Annotated in this window: 13 protein-coding genes and 2 pseudogenes; 5 read left to right on the top strand and 10 right to left on the bottom strand. The window is 72.9% G+C overall.

Annotated elements, in window-relative coordinates; genetic code table 11:
- Positions 1-1,257 (bottom strand): annotated as a pseudogene (locus EHS43_RS03810) (ATP-binding protein); the annotation flags it as partial.
- A gap of 95 nt (positions 1,258-1,352) precedes the next feature.
- Between EHS43_RS03810 and EHS43_RS03805 the strand changes: the two are divergent.
- Positions 1,353-2,438, top strand: a complete 1,086-nt coding sequence (locus EHS43_RS03805; RefSeq protein WP_125189091.1) for a M12 family metallopeptidase — start codon at positions 1,353-1,355, stop codon at positions 2,436-2,438.
- 159 nt (positions 2,439-2,597) lie between these two features.
- Here the strand turns inward: EHS43_RS03805 and EHS43_RS03800 are convergent, their stop codons facing one another.
- Both EHS43_RS03800 and EHS43_RS03795 read right to left on the bottom strand, forming a co-directional pair.
- Positions 2,598-3,041: a GNAT family N-acetyltransferase gene (locus tag EHS43_RS03800; RefSeq protein ID WP_125189090.1), complete on the bottom strand. Its 444-nt coding sequence runs from the start codon at positions 3,039-3,041 to the stop codon at positions 2,598-2,600.
- A gap of 316 nt (positions 3,042-3,357) precedes the next feature.
- Positions 3,358-5,070 carry an IlvD/Edd family dehydratase gene (locus tag EHS43_RS03795; RefSeq protein WP_125189089.1) on the bottom strand — a complete coding sequence of 571 codons (1,713 nt, stop codon included), beginning with the start codon at positions 5,068-5,070 and terminating at the stop codon, positions 3,358-3,360.
- Between the two features lie 39 nt (positions 5,071-5,109).
- On the opposite strand from EHS43_RS03795, the gene EHS43_RS03790 reads away from it, so the two are divergent.
- From EHS43_RS03790 to EHS43_RS03775, 4 genes and pseudogenes are all read left to right on the top strand, one after another.
- Positions 5,110-5,934: an IclR family transcriptional regulator gene (locus EHS43_RS03790; RefSeq protein WP_369009038.1), complete on the top strand. Its 825-nt coding sequence runs from the start codon at positions 5,110-5,112 to the stop codon at positions 5,932-5,934.
- A complete protein-coding gene (locus EHS43_RS03785) occupies positions 5,934-6,959 on the top strand; it encodes a zinc-binding dehydrogenase (protein ID WP_125189088.1) in 1,026 nt (341 codons plus the stop codon). Before EHS43_RS03790 ends, EHS43_RS03785 begins: the two co-directional genes overlap by 1 nt.
- A gap of 140 nt (positions 6,960-7,099) precedes the next feature.
- Positions 7,100-7,256: pseudogene (locus EHS43_RS47370) on the top strand (N-acetyltransferase); the annotation flags it as partial.
- Positions 7,257-7,434: 178 nt separating this feature from the next.
- On the top strand, positions 7,435-8,133 hold the full coding sequence (locus tag EHS43_RS03775; protein WP_125189087.1) for a phosphatase PAP2 family protein: 699 nt from the start codon (positions 7,435-7,437) through the stop codon (positions 8,131-8,133).
- A 7-nt stretch (positions 8,134-8,140) separates the two neighbouring features.
- On the opposite strand, the gene EHS43_RS03770 is transcribed toward EHS43_RS03775, so the two are convergent.
- Genes EHS43_RS03770 through EHS43_RS03740 form a run of 7 tightly spaced genes read right to left on the bottom strand, consistent with a single transcriptional unit; the run spans position 8,141 to position 15,822 of the window.
- Positions 8,141-9,466 (bottom strand): glutamate-1-semialdehyde 2,1-aminomutase, encoded by a 1,326-nt coding sequence (locus EHS43_RS03770; protein ID WP_125189086.1) that lies wholly within the window; start codon positions 9,464-9,466, stop codon positions 8,141-8,143.
- Between the two features lie 7 nt (positions 9,467-9,473).
- The gene (locus EHS43_RS03765; RefSeq protein WP_125189085.1) at positions 9,474-10,025 is read right to left on the bottom strand and encodes a dTDP-4-dehydrorhamnose 3,5-epimerase family protein; all 552 of its coding nucleotides are present in this window, start codon (positions 10,023-10,025) and stop codon (positions 9,474-9,476) included.
- The gene (locus tag EHS43_RS03760) at positions 10,022-11,254 is read right to left on the bottom strand and encodes a polysaccharide pyruvyl transferase family protein (protein WP_125189084.1); all 1,233 of its coding nucleotides are present in this window, start codon (positions 11,252-11,254) and stop codon (positions 10,022-10,024) included. The genes EHS43_RS03765 and EHS43_RS03760 overlap by 4 nt, the downstream gene beginning before the upstream one ends.
- Positions 11,251-12,198: a glycosyltransferase gene (locus EHS43_RS03755; RefSeq protein WP_125189083.1), complete on the bottom strand. Its 948-nt coding sequence runs from the start codon at positions 12,196-12,198 to the stop codon at positions 11,251-11,253. Before EHS43_RS03755 ends, EHS43_RS03760 begins: the two co-directional genes overlap by 4 nt.
- Positions 12,195-13,502: a hypothetical protein gene (locus tag EHS43_RS03750; protein ID WP_125189082.1), complete on the bottom strand. Its 1,308-nt coding sequence runs from the start codon at positions 13,500-13,502 to the stop codon at positions 12,195-12,197. The genes EHS43_RS03755 and EHS43_RS03750 overlap by 4 nt, the downstream gene beginning before the upstream one ends.
- On the bottom strand, positions 13,499-14,800 hold the full coding sequence (locus EHS43_RS03745) for a DUF4910 domain-containing protein (RefSeq protein ID WP_125189081.1): 1,302 nt from the start codon (positions 14,798-14,800) through the stop codon (positions 13,499-13,501). Before EHS43_RS03745 ends, EHS43_RS03750 begins: the two co-directional genes overlap by 4 nt.
- Positions 14,797-15,822 carry an NAD(P)-dependent oxidoreductase gene (locus EHS43_RS03740; RefSeq protein ID WP_125189080.1) on the bottom strand — a complete coding sequence of 342 codons (1,026 nt, stop codon included), beginning with the start codon at positions 15,820-15,822 and terminating at the stop codon, positions 14,797-14,799. Before EHS43_RS03740 ends, EHS43_RS03745 begins: the two co-directional genes overlap by 4 nt.
- Positions 15,823-15,824: the final 2 nt, after the last annotated feature.

The raw sequence follows: 15,824 nt of genomic DNA, 5'->3' as shown, positions 1-15,824 counted from the left end.
GTGCCGGGCGGCGTGCGGGGCGGCGGTGCTCGGGAGGTGTTCGGGGGCGCCCGACTGGGCTGCGGCCAGGGCGTGTTCGCGGTGGCAGGACGGGTCGCCCGGAGTTGTGCGCAGGCCCTCCCTGGACCAGGCCGCGGCCTCACGCAGCTCGCCTCGCAGGCGGGCGAACCGGGCTCGTACGGCGGCGTGCCGGGCCGGGATGCCGCCGCACTCGGCCACGAGCCACTCCCCCACCGGGGCCAGGACCGCTCGCACGTCCGACTCGGCGATCGCCCGCGTCAGGGCGGCCGTCTCCGTCTCCAGGGCGGTCGCGCAGCTGTCCGGGGTGCGGGCCAGGCGTCGGGCCCGCAGGCGTCCGGCGGCGGCACGCAGCACCGGGCCGTGGAGGGGGTGGGCGAGGTGCACGGCGCCCTGTTCGTCGACGTGGACCAGCCCCTCGGCCTCCAGACCTTCGAGGGCGGCGAGGTCGAGGGTGTCGGCGTCCGCCGGGAGGGGCTCGCCGAAGGCCAGGCGGTCCAGGGTCTCCCGCTCACCGGGACCGGTGCGGTCCAGCAGGTGCGCGGTGCGCTCGCGTACGGTCGCGGTGACGGGGACCGGGCCGCGCCACTCCCACTCGTCCGAGTCCGGTACCCGGCGCGGAAGTCCGCGCTCGCGCACCGCGTCCACCAGTTCACGCAGCAGGCGCAGATCACCCTGGCACAGGCGGTGCAGCCGGTTGACGGTGAGGGCTTCCGGGCCGTCGGCGCCGGCCGCGAGCAGTCGCGCGGTCTCCTCGCGGGGCAGGGGTTCCAGGGCGAGCCGCGGCAGGAGCTCTCCGGTCCACAGCCGGGAGATCGCGCCCGGCGTCCGCGCGCCCTCGGTGGCGACGACCAGCAGCCGGGTGCGGCCGTGCACCGCGAGCTGGTGGACGAGGGCGGCCGAGGCGTCGTCCAGCAGATGGGCGTCGTCGATGAGCAGGAGCCTTACGGACGACAGGAGTTGGACGGCCCGGTGCAGGGACACCGACTCGGGCAGGAGGTGCGCGAAGGCGGCGAAGGCGAGCCCGCGGGTGTCGGGCGTGCCCGCCACCCTGGCGCAGTCCGTCCCGCGTACGGCCTCCGTGACGAGCCGGGTCTTGCCCCGCCCCGCGGGGCCGGTCACCACGATGCCCTGCCGGCCACCGGCGACCGATCCGCGGACCAGCTCCAGTTCGGCCTCGCGCCCGGTGAACGGCCAGGGCAGTTCCAGGGTCTTCGCGTCCCGTTCGAAAGTCGTCACGGAAGCTAGAGCACCGCTACTCAGTCCTGATACAGGGCGACTTGAGTAGCCCCCGACTCAGGCGCCCCGGGGCCGTCGACGGCACGCTGAACGCCATGACCGCACGCTACTGCTCCCTCGCGCAGCAGCCGGCTCCGGCGTTCGCACCGGGGCTGGCCGCCGAGCGGCTGAGTGCGCTCATCGGCGGCAGCCGGATGTGGGTCAACGGCACGGTCCTGCACTACTGCTTCTTCGACGGCGACACCGACGGGTCGGTCATTCCTGTTCCGGGGACCGGGCAGTCGCGTCGGGTGTCGTGGGCCGGCGCCAAGGAGCAGCGGGACGTGGTGCGCGAGTGCTTCAAGGAGTGGCAGGACCTGGGGATCGGGGTGAGGTTCACCGAGGTCGGTGATCGTTCGGAGGCCGAGCTGCGCATCGGGTTCCAGATCGGCGACGGCTCCTGGTCGGCCGTGGGCAGGGACGCGCTCCTGGCCGGACTGAACGACCGCACCATGAACTTCGGTTGGGACCTGACCGCGCCCGGGGAGCGTGGGACGGCCCTGCACGAGATCGGGCACGCGCTCGGCATGCTGCACGAGCACCAGAGTCCGTTCGCCGGGATCCACTGGGACGACGAGGCCGTCTACGCCGATCTGGCGGGCCCGCCGAACTTCTGGAGCCGGGACCGGACGTTCTTCAACATCCTGCGCAAGCTGGACCCGGACGAGGTCAACGGCTCCGTCTGGGACCCGCAGTCGATCATGGAGTATCCCTTCGAGGCGGGGCTCATCCTGGAGCCGGAGCAGTACCGCGGGGGCCTCAACCCGCCCGGCACCCTGTCGGCCGCCGACAAGGAGTACGTCCTGCGCTGGTACCCGCCGGCCGAGCAGGTCCGGCCGCCGGCGCTGGTGCCCTTCCGGTCCGTGCCGCTCGGGCTCGGACCGGGTGGGCAGGCCGATTTCACCGTGGAACCGCCGGAGACCCGCGACTACACCGTGGGCACCTTCGGCGACGGCGACACCGTCGTCGTGGTCTTCGAGGAGCGGGACGGGGAACCCCGCTTCCTCTGCGGCCGGGACGACGGAGGCACTCCGCACAACGCCACGATCAGGGCCCGTCTCGTCAAGGGCCGCCGCTACTTCGTCCGTGTGCGCCTGTACTCCGCGTGGGGTTCGGGGGAAACCGCGGTCATGTGCTGGTGACAGCGCAGTCGGGTCGCACACGGACGAGGCTGGACCACTGTCCGGCGCCGGGGGAATGGCCGGTGCTCGTCGCCTTCGGGGGAGGGAGACGAGCGCCGGCCACGCGGCGTTTCGGGGGCGCTGGTGGCTTCGTGCCCGCTCCCCCGGTCGAGGCGGAACTCAGTTCAGGTCGCGGGTGAACACGACTCGGGGGCGGCCGGGGCCGTCGTAGTCCTGCACCACGCGGTCGTCGAAGCCGAGGCTGCGGTGGAAGGCGACCGAGCCCTCGTTGGTGACCGAGGTGATGGCCTTGAGCCGGACCGCGCCCTGTCGGCGGGCCGCCTCGGTGAAGGCGTCGTAGAGGGTACGGCCGAGGCCGGTGCCGCGGGCGTCGTCGCGGGTGGCGATCAGGTGGACGTAACCGGTGCGGTCGGGGGTGACGAAGCCGATGAGGTAGCCGCGGATGCCGTCAGCGGCACGGGCGACCAGGCAGGTCGAGCCGAACTCCCGCACCAGCGCGGTGAGATGGAGGGCGCGCAGGTCTCGTTCGCCCCAGTAGCGGGGGTGATCCTCCAGGACCCGGTGGAGGTCGTGCACGTCGGCGAGGTCGATACGGACGGCCATGGGGGCGATCATGGCACGGGACCGGCCACGCTCGGATCGTCCGGCCCGACCGGGGCGCCCGGGACGCCCGCGCCGCGTCGAGGATCACGCACACGGAACGGTCAGGAGGTGCGGGCGGTGTGCGCGGCCCGGTCCAGGATCGAGAAGAGGTGAAGGCGGGAGTGTACGGGTCTCTCGGCCGGTGGCCGGTGCGACACACCCCATGTTTCCCTACCTGTTCACTAGGGTTCCCGTCCGGAGCGCCGACCGGCCCGGGGCGCACGTCAAGGGGGCGTCCACGAGGTGGGCGGGGCGGGCCCCGCCCACCTCGGACGGGTCAGTGCGACTCGCGGCTGACCTCCGAGCCACTGGAGCCGACGAGGAAGTCCAGGTCCGCACCCTGGTTCGCCTGTTGGACATGGTCGACGTACAGCCGCTCCCAGCCGCGCGCCGGGTTCGCGAAGCCCTCCAGGGTGGCCGCGTTCGGGGTGCGGGCGGCCAGTTCCTCCGCGGGCACCTCCAGGTCGATGCGGCGGGCCTCCACGTCGAGGCTGATGACGTCGCCGGTCCGGACGAGGGCGAGCGGGCCGCCCGCCGCCGCCTCCGGGGCCACGTGCAGGACGACGGTGCCGTACGCCGTTCCGCTCATCCGGCCGTCGCAGATCCGCACCATGTCCCGCACCCCCTGCTCCAACAGCTTGGTGGGCAGCGGCATGTTGGCCACCTCGGGCATGCCCGGGTAGCCCTTGGGGCCGCAGCCGCGCAGGACCAGGACGGAGTCGGCGTCGACGTCCAGGTCCGGGTCGTCGACGCGGGCGTGGAAGTCCTCGATGCTGTCGAAGACGACCGCCCGGCCCCGGTGGCGCAGCAGGTGCGCCGATGCGGCCGCGGGTTTGATCAGGGCCCCGTCGGGGGCGAGGCTGCCGCGCAGGACGGCGATCCCGCCCTCCTCGACGAGTGGGCGGGCCCGGGTCCTGATCACCTCGGCGTCCCAGATCGGTGCATCGGCGAGATGGTCCACCAGGGGCTTTCCGGTCACGGTGAGCGCGTCGGGGTCCAGGAGGTCGGCGACCTCGCGCAGCACGGCGAGCAGTCCGCCGGCGCGGTGGAAGTCCTCCATGAGGAAGCGTCCGGCGGGCTGGAGGTCCACCAGGACCGGAACCCGGGAGCCGATGCGGTCGAAGTCGTCGAGGGTCAGCTCGACGCCCAGCCGGCCCGCGATGGCGAGGAGATGGACGACGGCGTTGGTGGAGCCGCCGATCGCGGCCAGCGCCACGATCGCGTTGTGGAAGGACCCCTTGGTCAGGAAGGTGCTCGGGCGGCGGTCGCCGGACACCAGCTCCACCGCGAGCCGTCCGGTGCCGTGCGCGGCCTCCAGCAGCCGGCTGTCCGGAGCGGGCGTGCCGGCCACGCCGGGGACGACCGTGCCCAGCGCCTCGGCGACCAGCGCCATGGTGGAGGCGGTGCCCATGGTGTTGCAGTGCCCGCGGCTGCGGATCATCGACGACTCGGAGCGGGTGAAGTCCTCCTGGGACAGCGTCCCGGCGCGGACCTCCTCCGACAGCCGCCACACGTCGGTGCCGCAGCCGAGCGGGGTGCCGCGGAAGGTGCCGGTCAGCATGGGCCCGCCGGGCACCACCACCGCGGGCAGGTCCACGGAGGCGGCGGCCATCAGCAGCGAGGGGATCGTCTTGTCGCAGCCGCCCAGCAGGACCACTCCGTCCAGCGGGTTGGCCCGCAGCATCTCCTCCGTGGACATCGCCGCCATGTTGCGCCAGAGCATGGCCGTGGGCCGCACGTTGGTCTCGCCCAGCGACACCACGGGCAGGTCGAGGGGGATACCGCCCGCCTCGTACACGCCGTCGCGCACGGACCTGGCCACCTCGTCCAGGTGGGCGTTGCAGGGGGTGAGGTCGGAGGCGGTGTTGGCGATGGCGATCTGGGGCCGGCCGGTGAAGGCGTCGGCCGGGACGCCGCGGCGCATCCAGGCCCGGTGGATGTAGGCGTTGCGGTCCTGTCCCGCGTACCACTGCGCGCTGCGAAGGTTCATCGCTGGGGCTCTTTCCGGTAATCGGTACGGCGGTCTACTATCCGGAACGCCATGCAGCATACGCAGCGGTTCCCCGCTTCGACAGCCCCCGTCACCGACCGCGCGGAGGGCGACCGTCTGGTGGGGTCGGACCGGGTGCTGGCCGTGCTGAAGGAACTGGCCCGGCATCCGGACGGGGTCGCGCTGGACGAGCTCACCCGGGCGATCGGCAGTCCCAAGCCGACCGTGCACCGGGCCCTGGCCGCGCTGCGCCGCGCCGGTCTCGCCGGCCAGGACCCCGGCGGCCGCTATCTGCTCGGCGACGAGTTCCTGCGGATGGCCTTCGCCCATCACGAGGCCCGCCCCGAACACGTGCGGGTGCGGCCGCTGTTGGAGACACTGGCCGTCCGTTTCGGCGAGACGGCGCACTACGCCGTCCTCGACGGCCGCGAGGTCGTGTACCGCGCCAAGGTGGACCCGCCGACCGGTGCCGTCCGGCTCACCTCCACGGTCGGCGGGCGCAACCCCGCCCACGCGACGGGGGTCGGAAAGATGCTGCTCGCCCATGAGTTGGGCGCCCTCGACACCGTACGGCGGTGGATCGGCGAGGTGCCCCTGGAGCGCCGGACGCCCCGGACCCTGTGCACGGCCGAGGAGTTGCACCGCGAGCTGCGGGACACGCGTGAGCGGGGGTACGCCCTGGACGACCAGGAGAACGAGGCCGGCGTCAACTGCCTCGCCCTGCCCGTGTACGGCACCTCGCCGCGGGTCCCCTCCGGGGCCGTGAGCGTGAGCGCGCTGGCGTACCGGACCCCGCTGCGGGCGCTGGTGGACCGCGTGGCGGAGATCCGCGAGGTACTCGGCCCCTTGAAGGAGCCCTTCTGATGCGTGCCTTCGTCCTCACCGCCCCCGGGGAGTTCGCCGTGCGGGAGGTGCCGGTGCCCGTCGCCGCTCCCGGTGAGGTCGTCGTCGACGTCGAGCGGGTCGGCGTGTGCGGGACCGATCTGGAGTTCTTCACCGGCGCCATGGCCTATCTGCACCAGGGGCACGCCGGTTATCCGATGCGGCTGGGCCACGAGTGGTCCGGGCGGGTGCGCACGGTCGGCGCCGGCGTCGATCCCGGCTGGGCCGGGCGGCGGGTCATGGGCGACACCATGCTCGGCTGCGGGACCTGCCGCCGCTGCCGACGCGGACGGCAGCATGTGTGCGAGAAGCGGGAGGAGGTGGGTATCCGGGGCGGCCGAGCGGGCGCTCTGGCCGAACAACTCGTCGTACCCGCGGACTCGTTGCACGCGCTGCCCGATTCCGTGGACCCGGTGCTCGGAGCGCTCGTCGAGCCGGGCGGCAACGCCCTGCGGGCCGTGCGGGCCACCGGTGCGGGGCCCGGCGACCGGGTCCTGGTGCTGGGGCCGGGCACCATCGGTCTGCTGGTCGCGCTGTTCGCCCGGGCCGCCGGTGCGGAGGTGCACCTGCTGGGCGCCACCGAGGAGTCCCTCGCCTTCGCGCGTTCCCTGGACTTCCCGCACGCCTGGCGCGAGGACACGCTGCCGGACCTGCCGTTCGACGCGGTCGTCGACGCCACCAACGCGGTCCACCTGCCCGCGCTCGCCCAGGAGTTGGTCGAACCGGGCGGGCGGCTCGTGTACATCGGGCTGGCCGGTGAGCCGAGCAGGATCGACACCCGGGCGCTCGTCCTCAAGGACGTGACCGCGGTCGGCGTCCTGTCGGCCTCCCCCGGACTCGACGCCACCATCAGGGCGTACGCGGACAGGGTCGTCGACCCGAGGCCGCTGGTGGCCGCGACCGTGGCCCTGGACGCGATCGGCCCCGTACTCGCGGGCGAGCGCCCACCCGGCGCGGGTCCGGGCCCCAAGATCCACGTGGATCCCTCCCTGGCGACGGGCCCCTGAACGGCGACCGGCGCTTCGGCGACGCGGTGATCGGCGCGGGGACGACGGTCCGGCACCTCGCGGAATACGGGCGGGATCCCGGCTCGCAAGCGGGTGCCTCGTGGGCCGGGTGCCTGTATCGGTCGGCCGGGTGCCTGTATCGGTCGGTGGACCCGTGGGGCAGTCTCCAGCGCGGCGACCGGGAGGGCGTGGCGGTGGAGGTGGCCGAAAGCGCGTCCCTCGGGGCCCGTTCGGTGTGTGGCGCCGGTACCGATCGGCCGCCCGGCACTGGTCGCGGCGGGCGCCGTGGTGACCCGGTATGCGCCCGCATGACGCCTGTTTCCCGCCGAAACACCGCCCGTGTGTCCTGTTCGCCCTCGTTCCGCCACCCGGCTGTCCGTGCCTTCCGATAGCGTGTCGACGTGATCATGGGCGAGATCAGGGGCCAGGGAGACCGCGTCCGGGGTGCGTCGAGGCCCGTGGACGCGGTGGGCGTGTGACCGGCCGGACGGCGCCCGCGGTGCTGCCTCCGTCGCTGCGTGCGCCGCTCGGGCTGGTCGCGGCCCTCGCCGGGCTGGTGGTCCTGGTGATCGGGGCCATGTACGCCGGTCACAGCCGGCCCGGCCGGGTGGACAGCTGGCTCGTCCCGCCGACGGCGGACAGTGTGGGGCCCCCGTGGCGGTGCGTCGCCCTGACTCTGGACTTCCTGGGAGAGCCGGCCGGATCGGTGCCGCTGGTCATGGTCGTCGTGGCCGGCTGCCTGCTGCTTCGCCGTCCGCGCGCGGCGGTGCTGGCCGTCGTCGGCGCCGTCACGGTCGTCGGGACGGCGACGCTGCTCAAGCAGTTGGTGGGGCGCACCATCCACGGCCCCGACAACCTGTCGTATCCGAGCGGGCACACCTCGTTCTTCACCGCACTCGCCCTCGTCGTGGCGCTGGTGGCGACGGACCGGCTCGGCCTCGGCAGGACGGCCGGCCTGTCACTCGTGCTCGGTGCGGCGCTTGTGGCCGGGGCCGCGATGGGATGGGCCGAGGTCGCCCTGGGCGCGCACTACCCCACCGACGCGCTCGGTGGCTGGTGCACCGCGCTGGCGGTGGTCCCGGCGACCGCGTGGCTGGTCGACCGGGCCGCCGACCGGATGGCCGCCCGCCCGGTCGGCCGGGCGGGCGGCGCCGGTCAGGGCGAGCCCCACTGACGTCAGGTCACGCCAGGCGACGGAATACGGGCTTCACCGGTCGTCCGCCCACCCAGGGAGTGGGGTCGGCGGCGTCCAGTGCCTTCCGGTACACCGCGCAGGCCTGGGCCACCACATCGACGGTCCGGTCGATGTCGGCGTCGGTGAGCGCGCTGCTCACCACGAACGACGGGGCCAGCACCCCGCCCGCGAGGAGCCGGCGCAGGAACAGGGTGCGGTACTCCTGCGACGGCTGCTTGTTCTCGTCGAGGGTGGCGAAGACCAGATTGCTGGCCCGGCCCCGGACGACGACGTGCTCCTCGACGCCCATGCCGGCCGCGGCCTCGCGGACACCAGCGGCCAGCCGCTCGCCGAGGGCGTGCAGCCGGGCGGTGACGCCCTCCTCGGTGTAGACGCTCTGCACGGCCATCGCGGCGGCCAGGGAGTGCGTCTCGGCGCCGTGCGTGGTGGACAGCAGGAAGACGCGCTCGCCGGAGTGACGCAGCCCGCCCCGCTCCATCAGCTCGCGCCGCCCGGCCAGCGCCGAGACGGCGAATCCGTTGCCCAGCGCCTTGCCGAACGTGGAGAGGTCGGGGACCACGCCGTACAGGCCCTGGGCGCCCGCCTCGGACCAGCGGAAGCCGGTGATCATCTCGTCGAAGACCAGTACGCAGCCGTGCCGGTCGGCCAGGTCGCGCAGGCCGGCGAGGTACCCGGGCGGCGGCTCGGTGTGGGTGGCGGGTTCGAGGATGAGACACGCGATCTCGTCCTGGTACCGGGTGAGCAGTTCCTCCGTGGCGGCGAGGTCCCCGTAGGGGAACGCCACGGTGAGCTCGTTGGTCGCCGACGGGATGCCGGCGGACATCGGTGTGGTGCCGATGAACCAGTCGTCGGTGGAGAAGAACGGATGGTCGGCGCAGAGGGCCACCCGCGGGCGCCCGGTGGCGGCGCGGGCGAGGCGTACCGCGGCGGTGGTGGCGTCGGAACCGTTCTTCGCGAACTTCACCATCTCGGCGGTCGGCACCGTGGCCAGGAAGCGTTCCGCGGCGTCGACCTCCACGATCGACGGACGGACGAAGTTGCTGCCGCGCTCGATCTCGCGCCGCACCGCCTCGGTCACGCGAGGGTGGGCGTGTCCGAGGCTGACCGACCGCAGGCCGGACCCGTACTCGATGTAGCGGTTGCCGTCGACGTCCCACACGTGGGCACCGCGGCCGTGGCTGATGACGGGGGCCAGGTCCTCGGGGTACTGGTCGTCGCCCTTGGCGTAGGTGTGCGCGCCCCCGGGGATCAGGGCGTGGAGCCGTTCGTTGGCCGCACGCGACCGGGGCAGTTGGAAGTCTTCGCTGTGCAAGCCGACTTCACCTTTCCGTGTGCTTGAGGGCCTCGGCCAGGCTCGGCGCCTCCCGGTCCCGCTGGGACATCGACGTGACCGGCAGGGGCCAGGGAATGGCGAGTTCCGGGTCGTCGAAGGCGATCGTCACGTCCTCTGAGGGATCGTGCTCTCGGTCGATACGGTAAGAGGTGTCCGCGATTTCGGTAAGAGCCTGGAAGCCGTGAGCGCACCCCGCCGGGATGTAGACGGTCTTCTGCGTCTCACCGGACAGCTCGAAAACGGCCCGGCCGAGGTACGTCGGCGAGTGCGGCCGCAGGTCCACGACGACGTCGAAGATCTGCCCGTACGAGCACCGCACCAGCTTGGCCTCGCCGGCGCCGGAGCGCAGGTGCATGCCGCGCAGCACGCCCCGGACCGAGCGGGAGACGCTGTCCTGGACGAAGGCGTGCGGGTCGAGGCCCACCGAGCGGACCACGTCGACGTCGAAGGTGCGGCAGAAGAAGCCGCGTTCGTCGGCGTGCGGTGTGGGTTCGAACAGGTACGCGCCGGCGATCTCGGGGACTTCGGTCGCTTTCATGGAGCCTTCCGCGGGGTGGGGGCGTGGGAGTCCGCCGGGAACAGAGCGGCCGTCAAGGCGCTGAACTGCTCGGCGAGTTGCCGGGTGACGACCTGGTTTCGCCCGGCGAGGGTCCGCCGTACCTCCACGGCGTGCTTCTCCAGGTCCCGGAACTGTTCGAGCAGCCGGTCGGCGTCGACCTCGCGGGCCGGGTGGCAGTACGCGCCGAGGCCCATCCGGTCCATGAGCGCGTTGCTCTTCGCCGCGTAGCACAGGGCGAGCACCGGTGTTCCGGTCTTCAGCGCGCAGATCAGGTTGTGGTAGCGCACGGCCACCACGGTGTCGGCGGCCGCCATCTCGTTCATCAGGTCGGTCAGGGAGGCCGGTTCGGCCGCGGTGACCAGCGGTGAGTCCACGGCGTCGAGGATGGCGGCGACCACCGACAGATCGCACTGGTCGCCGGTGAGGAGCCGGACCGGCCTGCCCTCCGCGACGAGCGTGCGGACGAACGTGATCGTGCCGTCGAGGTAGCGCCGGTGGATCTCCTCGGCCCGGGCGCGGTCGTCGTTGCCGCCGTGGAAGTCCATGACCCCGAGGCAGACGGCACCCGGTGTGGCGGAGGGCGCGCCGGACCGCGGTGCCGGCAGGGCGAACGCGAGGTCGGGGTAGACCTCGTCGCGCGAGGTGTCCACGCCCATCGCCCGCATCGCGTCACGGGACTGCTCGTCCCGGTAGGACCGGTACGCGGCGAGCCGTGCCGACCAGCGCACCAGGGCACGGGTCGGCCGGTTGCGGATCTCGGCGGCGCCGACGCTGACCAGCGCGACCCGGGTGCCCAGCAGCCGTCCGCTCGCGCAGAGCAGGAACAGCGAGTACGGGAAACCCCACGGCCGCAGCGGCAGGGTGGCCTCCAGGACGCCCATGCCCGGCACGATGACGACGTCGTGCCGGCGCACCCAGGCGGCGGTGCGGAAGACGTCGACGAGTTTGCCGAGTCCCTTCGACACGATCGCGCTCGCCCTGGACGCGGTCCGGTACTCCGCGCGGTTCCAGTGCAGCCGTGTCGCGGGGATCCCGAACCTGGCCGTCACCGCCTCGGGTCCGCCGCACAGCGCGTCCACGCTCGCGTGCGGGTGCTCGGCACGGAGGTGGCCGAGGACGGCTTCGAGCGACCCGTCGTTGCCGAGGTTGCCGGAGCCGAGCAGGCCGAACACCCCTATGCGTGAGGGGGTTTCGTCCGCCGGCGTCATGCCCGCCTCCCCTCCCGGCCGGCGACGAGGTCGTCCACGGAGACGGTCAGCTTGGCCGGGTCGACCGGGGCCCGGTCCTCGACCCGCTCACCGGCGCCCGGCCGGGCCCGGCTGGTCATCCAGGCGGCCAGATGGCGGTAGCACTCGCGGCGGTCGGCCGGGGACAGCGGGGCCCGGTGGATCGCCGAGACGAAGCCCCAGACGTACTCGGCGAGCAGCCGGGGCGTCGGGTGCAGCAGGCCGGCCCGGCGCGGGTCCAGGTTGACGCAACGGGAACGCTTGGAGGGGTTCGCCCGCTCGGCGCGGGTGGGGTGGTCGCGGCGGAAGTACAGCAGTTCCGGCACCTGGTGGAAGCGCCCGTGCAGGGCGATCTCGGCGACGTACGTGCGGTCCGCGTGGTGGTAGCTGTCCATCGGCTTCACCCGGCGCAGCGCGTCGGCCCGGATCACTCCGTAGAAGTCGTCGCCGCCGGGCTCGAACAGCATGCTGCGGAAGCGCTCCGGCGCATGCGGTGAACCGGTCGCGAGGGTGTACTCGTAGGGGACCTTCACCTGGCCGTCGCCGTCGATGACCGCCTGGTCGGCGTGGGCGAGGATCACGTCCGGCCGCTCGTCCAGCGCCTCGACGCAGCGCCGGACCAGGTCGCGGGCGTAGAGGTCGTCGTGCGAGGCCCACTTGAACAGTTCGCCGCGGCACTCGGCGAGCACGCGGTTGTGGTTCGGCGTGGCACCGATGTTCCGGGGCAGCCGGAGGTACCTGATGCGTGAGTCCTGCGCGGCGTACTTGCGGCAGATGTCCTCGGTCGCGTCGGTCGAGGCGTTGTCGGAGATGACCAGCTCGAAGTCCTCGTAGGTCTGGCCGAGGAGCGCGTCGAGCGATTCCGCCAGGTACTCCTCGCCGTTGTACACGGGCAGGCCGATGGTCAGCCTGGGTTGGGCGGTCATGAGGTCCTCACTTCGGGAATGGGGTGGTGGCGGTGCTCGCGCAGGGCCGACCGCAGGTGCAGCCACCACACGGCCGAGCCGCCGACGGTCGCGGCGGCGACGCCCCAGGCCGAGCCGACCGTGCCGGCGATCGCGGCCCCGCCGAGTCCGCCGCCGACGTAGCAGACGGAGGCGAACAGCTGGGAGCGCAGGCTGCGCCTGGCGGCACCGAGGGCGCGCAGTCCGGCCGCCGCGCCGGTGCCGAGGCCCGCGCCCGCGACGCTGAAGGTGATCGGCACGATGAGATGCGACGAGGAGTGCCAGACGCTGCCGAGCATCAGGTCGCCGAGCCGGTTCGGCAGCAGCAGCAACGAGCCGCCCCACAGCAGCGCGGCGACGGCCTGTCCGCCGCCCAGCAGGAGGCAGAACCTGCTCAGGCGGTGCGGGGACTGCCTGAGCACCCGTGCCGCCTCCGGGATGGTCACCAGCGACAGTCCCATCAGGAGGGCCAGGAAGGGGCCCATCAGCAGCTCGGCGCCCCGCACCGCGCCCACCGCGCCGATCCCGACGATCGCACCGAGTCCGTAGGCCCGCAGTTGGCCGGCGCCGCTGAGGCTGACGTTCTCGACGAGGTACCGGTAGCCGAGATCGCGCTGTTCGCGCAGCCACCCGCGGGCCTCGGTCATCCGGGGCCGGATGCCGGACTGGAGGCAGCCGTACGCGGCGGCCACCGCCGCGGAAGCGCCCCAGGCCAGTACGAAGGCGCCCACGGTGTCCACGTGGGCCGCCGCCACCAGGGCCGGGACGAGGGCCACGCACCACACCAGGTCGTTGACGAAGGCCTTGCGTCCGTTGCCCGCGGCGAAGAACGCGAACCGCCAGGCGTCCTGGAGCAGCAGCCCCGGCAGCATGACGCCCAGGCAGGCGAAGGCGGCCCCCAGCCGGCCGCCGAGCGCCAGTCCGACCACCAGGGACACCGCGCCGATGGAGGCGCCGACGCCGAGCGCGGTGCCCGTCGACCGGGCCACCGCCCCGCGCCAGGACGCTTCCGGCACACCGCTGAAGCGCACCACGAGCGGGTCGGTGGACAGGCCGCGCGAGACGTTCAGCACCACGCCGTAGGTCACCCAGGCGAGGCTGAACGCGCCGAACGCGGTCACGCCCAGCGAGCGGGCCACGTAGATGCCCACCGCGAAGTTGCTGATGCTGGAGGCCGCCTGGTCGGCCAGTCCCCAGGACAGCCGGCCGACGAGGGCCCGCCGGGCGGATCCGGCCCGTGGCGCGGCTTTCTGCGGATTCTCCCCCTCGACGGGCATGGATGTCATGTCTTGATCAGCCCTGCCTCGTGCAGGGCGCGGGCCGCGTCGGCGACGGTGTCGAACGGCAGCCCGGACCGCTCGGCGACGTCCAGCAGACTGTGCTCGCCGTCGGAGAGGTTGAGCACCCAGAGCATGGCCATCTGCGCCTGCTTGGTGTCGCTGCGGCCGCCGAGCGCGTCGTACAACCCGCGCCGCCCCAGCTGCGGTTCGCCGTAGGGGCTGAGGTTGAGGTACCGCCGGTTGCGGTCCAGGACGGCGAACGCCTCGCGGCAGACCGCGAGGGTGTCCGCCATCGCCTCCGGGGAGACGAGGTCCAGGTTGTCCGCCGAGGTGTGGTACTCGGGGTACCCCGCGTACGGGGTACGGGTGAGCGAGCCGACACCGAGGTCGAAGCCGGGCGAGCAGTACTGCCGCTCGTCGTAGCCGTACGGGGTGAACTCGTTGACCTGGTGCGGGCGTTCGGAGACGGCGAGCACGTGCCGCAGCACGCGGTCGATCTCGGCGTCGCCGCGCCTGCTCTGCTTGTACGTCACCTGTCCCGGGTCACCGGCGCAGGCCAGCACCAGGCCGTGCTTGACCCGTTCCACCCGCTCCCTGTTGCGGGCCAGCCACGTGATGGCCCCGATGGTGCCGGGCGCGAAGATGAACCGGTAGGTGTAGTACGGCGATCGCCGTGCCAGCTCCCGGGCCAGGAACGTCGCCACGGCCACGCCGGCCATGTTGTCGTTGGCCAGCGAGGGGTGGCAGACGTGGCAGGAGACGATCACCTCGTCGGGAACCTGCCCGGGGACCACGTGCTCGGCGTAGGTGAGATGACCGTCGGCGAGGGTGGAGTCGATGCGCACCTCGTACTCGCCGTCCGGCATCGCGTCCAGGGTGTCCTGGGCCAGGCAGAAGCCCCACTCCGGCTTGTAGTAGCTGGTGCGGTACGGCACCCAGGACGGCTGGTCCGGCAGGGTGTGCAGATGGGGGCGCAGCTCGGACAGGGGCATGGTCGCCGACACCGGGACGCTGTAGCCGAGCACGTGCAGGCTGGACTCGGCGAAGTCGACGACCCGGTTGCCGGAGGCGTCGGCGATGTACGCGTCCCGGATGTTCCACTCCTGCGGCACCGTCCAGTCCAGTACCTGGGTTCCGGTCGGCACCTCGTGCACCTGCAGCGGGATGTACTCGCCGACGATGTCCAGGGTGGCGCGCACCCCGTCGCCGGTGATGCTGCGGCACAGCGGGTACAGCCGCTCCACCAGCGCGTACATCTCCTCGCCGGTCGAGGTCGTCGGCTGTTCGCCGCCGGCCGCGGTCATCCGCGCCGCCGCAGGGTGTCGTCGACGGTGCCGGCCTCGGAGGCCGAGCGGAGCACGGCGAGGCGGGTGAAGCGCTGCTCGAAGGCTTCCCGGGTGAGGTCGAACTTCCGGTAGGCGTCGGCGAGTTCGAGTGCGCCCCGCTTGACGCTCCACTCGCAGTCGAAGCCGGGGATCGCGGCGCGGAAGCGGGAGAAGTCGACGCGGTAGGAGCGCGGGTCGGCGCCGTTCTCCCCGGTGATGTTCACCGTGGAGCCGGGCACCGCCTCGGCGACCTGGTCGGCGATCTCGGCGACGGTGACGTTGTTGGCCTCGCTGCCGATGTTGAACGCCCGGTCGTGCACCGCCTCGCGCGGCGCGGTCAGCGCGGCGGTGAAGGCCCGCGCGATGTCGACGGCGTGCACCAGCGGGCGCCAGGGCGTGCCGTCGGACATCACCAGCACCTCGCCGGACAGCAGCGCGTGGCCGACCAGGTTGTTCAGCACGATGTCGGCGCGCAGCCGGGGCGAGAACCCGAAGGCCGTGGCGTTGCGCATGAACACCGGGGTGAAGTCGCCGTCGGCGAGCTCGTGCAGGTCGTCCTCGACCCGCACCTTGGACTCCGCGTACGGCGTCACCGGGCGCAGCGGGGCGTCCTCGCCCACCAGGTCCTCGCCGCCGGCTGCGCCGTACACCGAGCAGGTCGACGCGTACAGGAAGCGCCCCACTCCGGCGTCGCGGGCCAGCCGGGCGAGGTGCACCGACGCGTGGTGGTTGATGTCGTAGGTCAGTTCGGGTGCCAGCGATCCCAGCGGGTCGTTGGAGAGCGCGGCCAGGTGGATCACGGCGTCGACGCCGGCGACGTGTTCGGTCGTGACGTCGCGCAGGTCCACCCGGTGTCCCGGCGGGTCGGCGGGCGCCGGGCCGAGGACGCAGTCGGCGAACAGGCCGGCGTCGAGGCCGACGACCTCGTGTCCGGCGGCGGCCAGGACCGGGGCCATGACGGTTCCCAGGTACCCCTGGTGTCCGGTGAGCAGTACGCGCATGG

Source organism: Streptomyces sp. RP5T (assembly GCF_003933965.1).
GTDB lineage: Bacteria > Actinomycetota > Actinomycetes > Streptomycetales > Streptomycetaceae > Streptomyces.
This window is presented reverse-complemented; position numbering and strand designations above follow the sequence as displayed.

What these genes read in the sequence shown, in the direction of transcription:
- EHS43_RS03760 (WP_125189084.1), bottom strand. Translation starts at nt 11,254, where the DNA reads ATGACGCCGGCGGACGAAACCCCCTCACGCATAGGGGTGTTCGGCCTG.
- EHS43_RS03740 (WP_125189080.1), bottom strand. Translation starts at nt 15,822, where the DNA reads ATGCGCGTACTGCTCACCGGACACCAGGGGTACCTGGGAACCGTCATG.
- EHS43_RS03785 (WP_125189088.1), top strand. Translation starts at nt 5,934, where the DNA reads ATGCGTGCCTTCGTCCTCACCGCCCCCGGGGAGTTCGCCGTGCGGGAG.
- EHS43_RS03755 (WP_125189083.1), bottom strand. Translation starts at nt 12,198, where the DNA reads ATGACCGCCCAACCCAGGCTGACCATCGGCCTGCCCGTGTACAACGGC.
- EHS43_RS03765 (WP_125189085.1), bottom strand. Translation starts at nt 10,025, where the DNA reads ATGAAAGCGACCGAAGTCCCCGAGATCGCCGGCGCGTACCTGTTCGAA.
- EHS43_RS03800 (WP_125189090.1), bottom strand. Translation starts at nt 3,041, where the DNA reads ATGGCCGTCCGTATCGACCTCGCCGACGTGCACGACCTCCACCGGGTC.
- EHS43_RS03795 (WP_125189089.1), bottom strand. Translation starts at nt 5,070, where the DNA reads ATGAACCTTCGCAGCGCGCAGTGGTACGCGGGACAGGACCGCAACGCC.
- EHS43_RS03805 (WP_125189091.1), top strand. Translation starts at nt 1,353, where the DNA reads ATGACCGCACGCTACTGCTCCCTCGCGCAGCAGCCGGCTCCGGCGTTC.
- EHS43_RS03745 (WP_125189081.1), bottom strand. Translation starts at nt 14,800, where the DNA reads ATGACCGCGGCCGGCGGCGAACAGCCGACGACCTCGACCGGCGAGGAG.
- EHS43_RS03750 (WP_125189082.1), bottom strand. Translation starts at nt 13,502, where the DNA reads ATGACATCCATGCCCGTCGAGGGGGAGAATCCGCAGAAAGCCGCGCCA.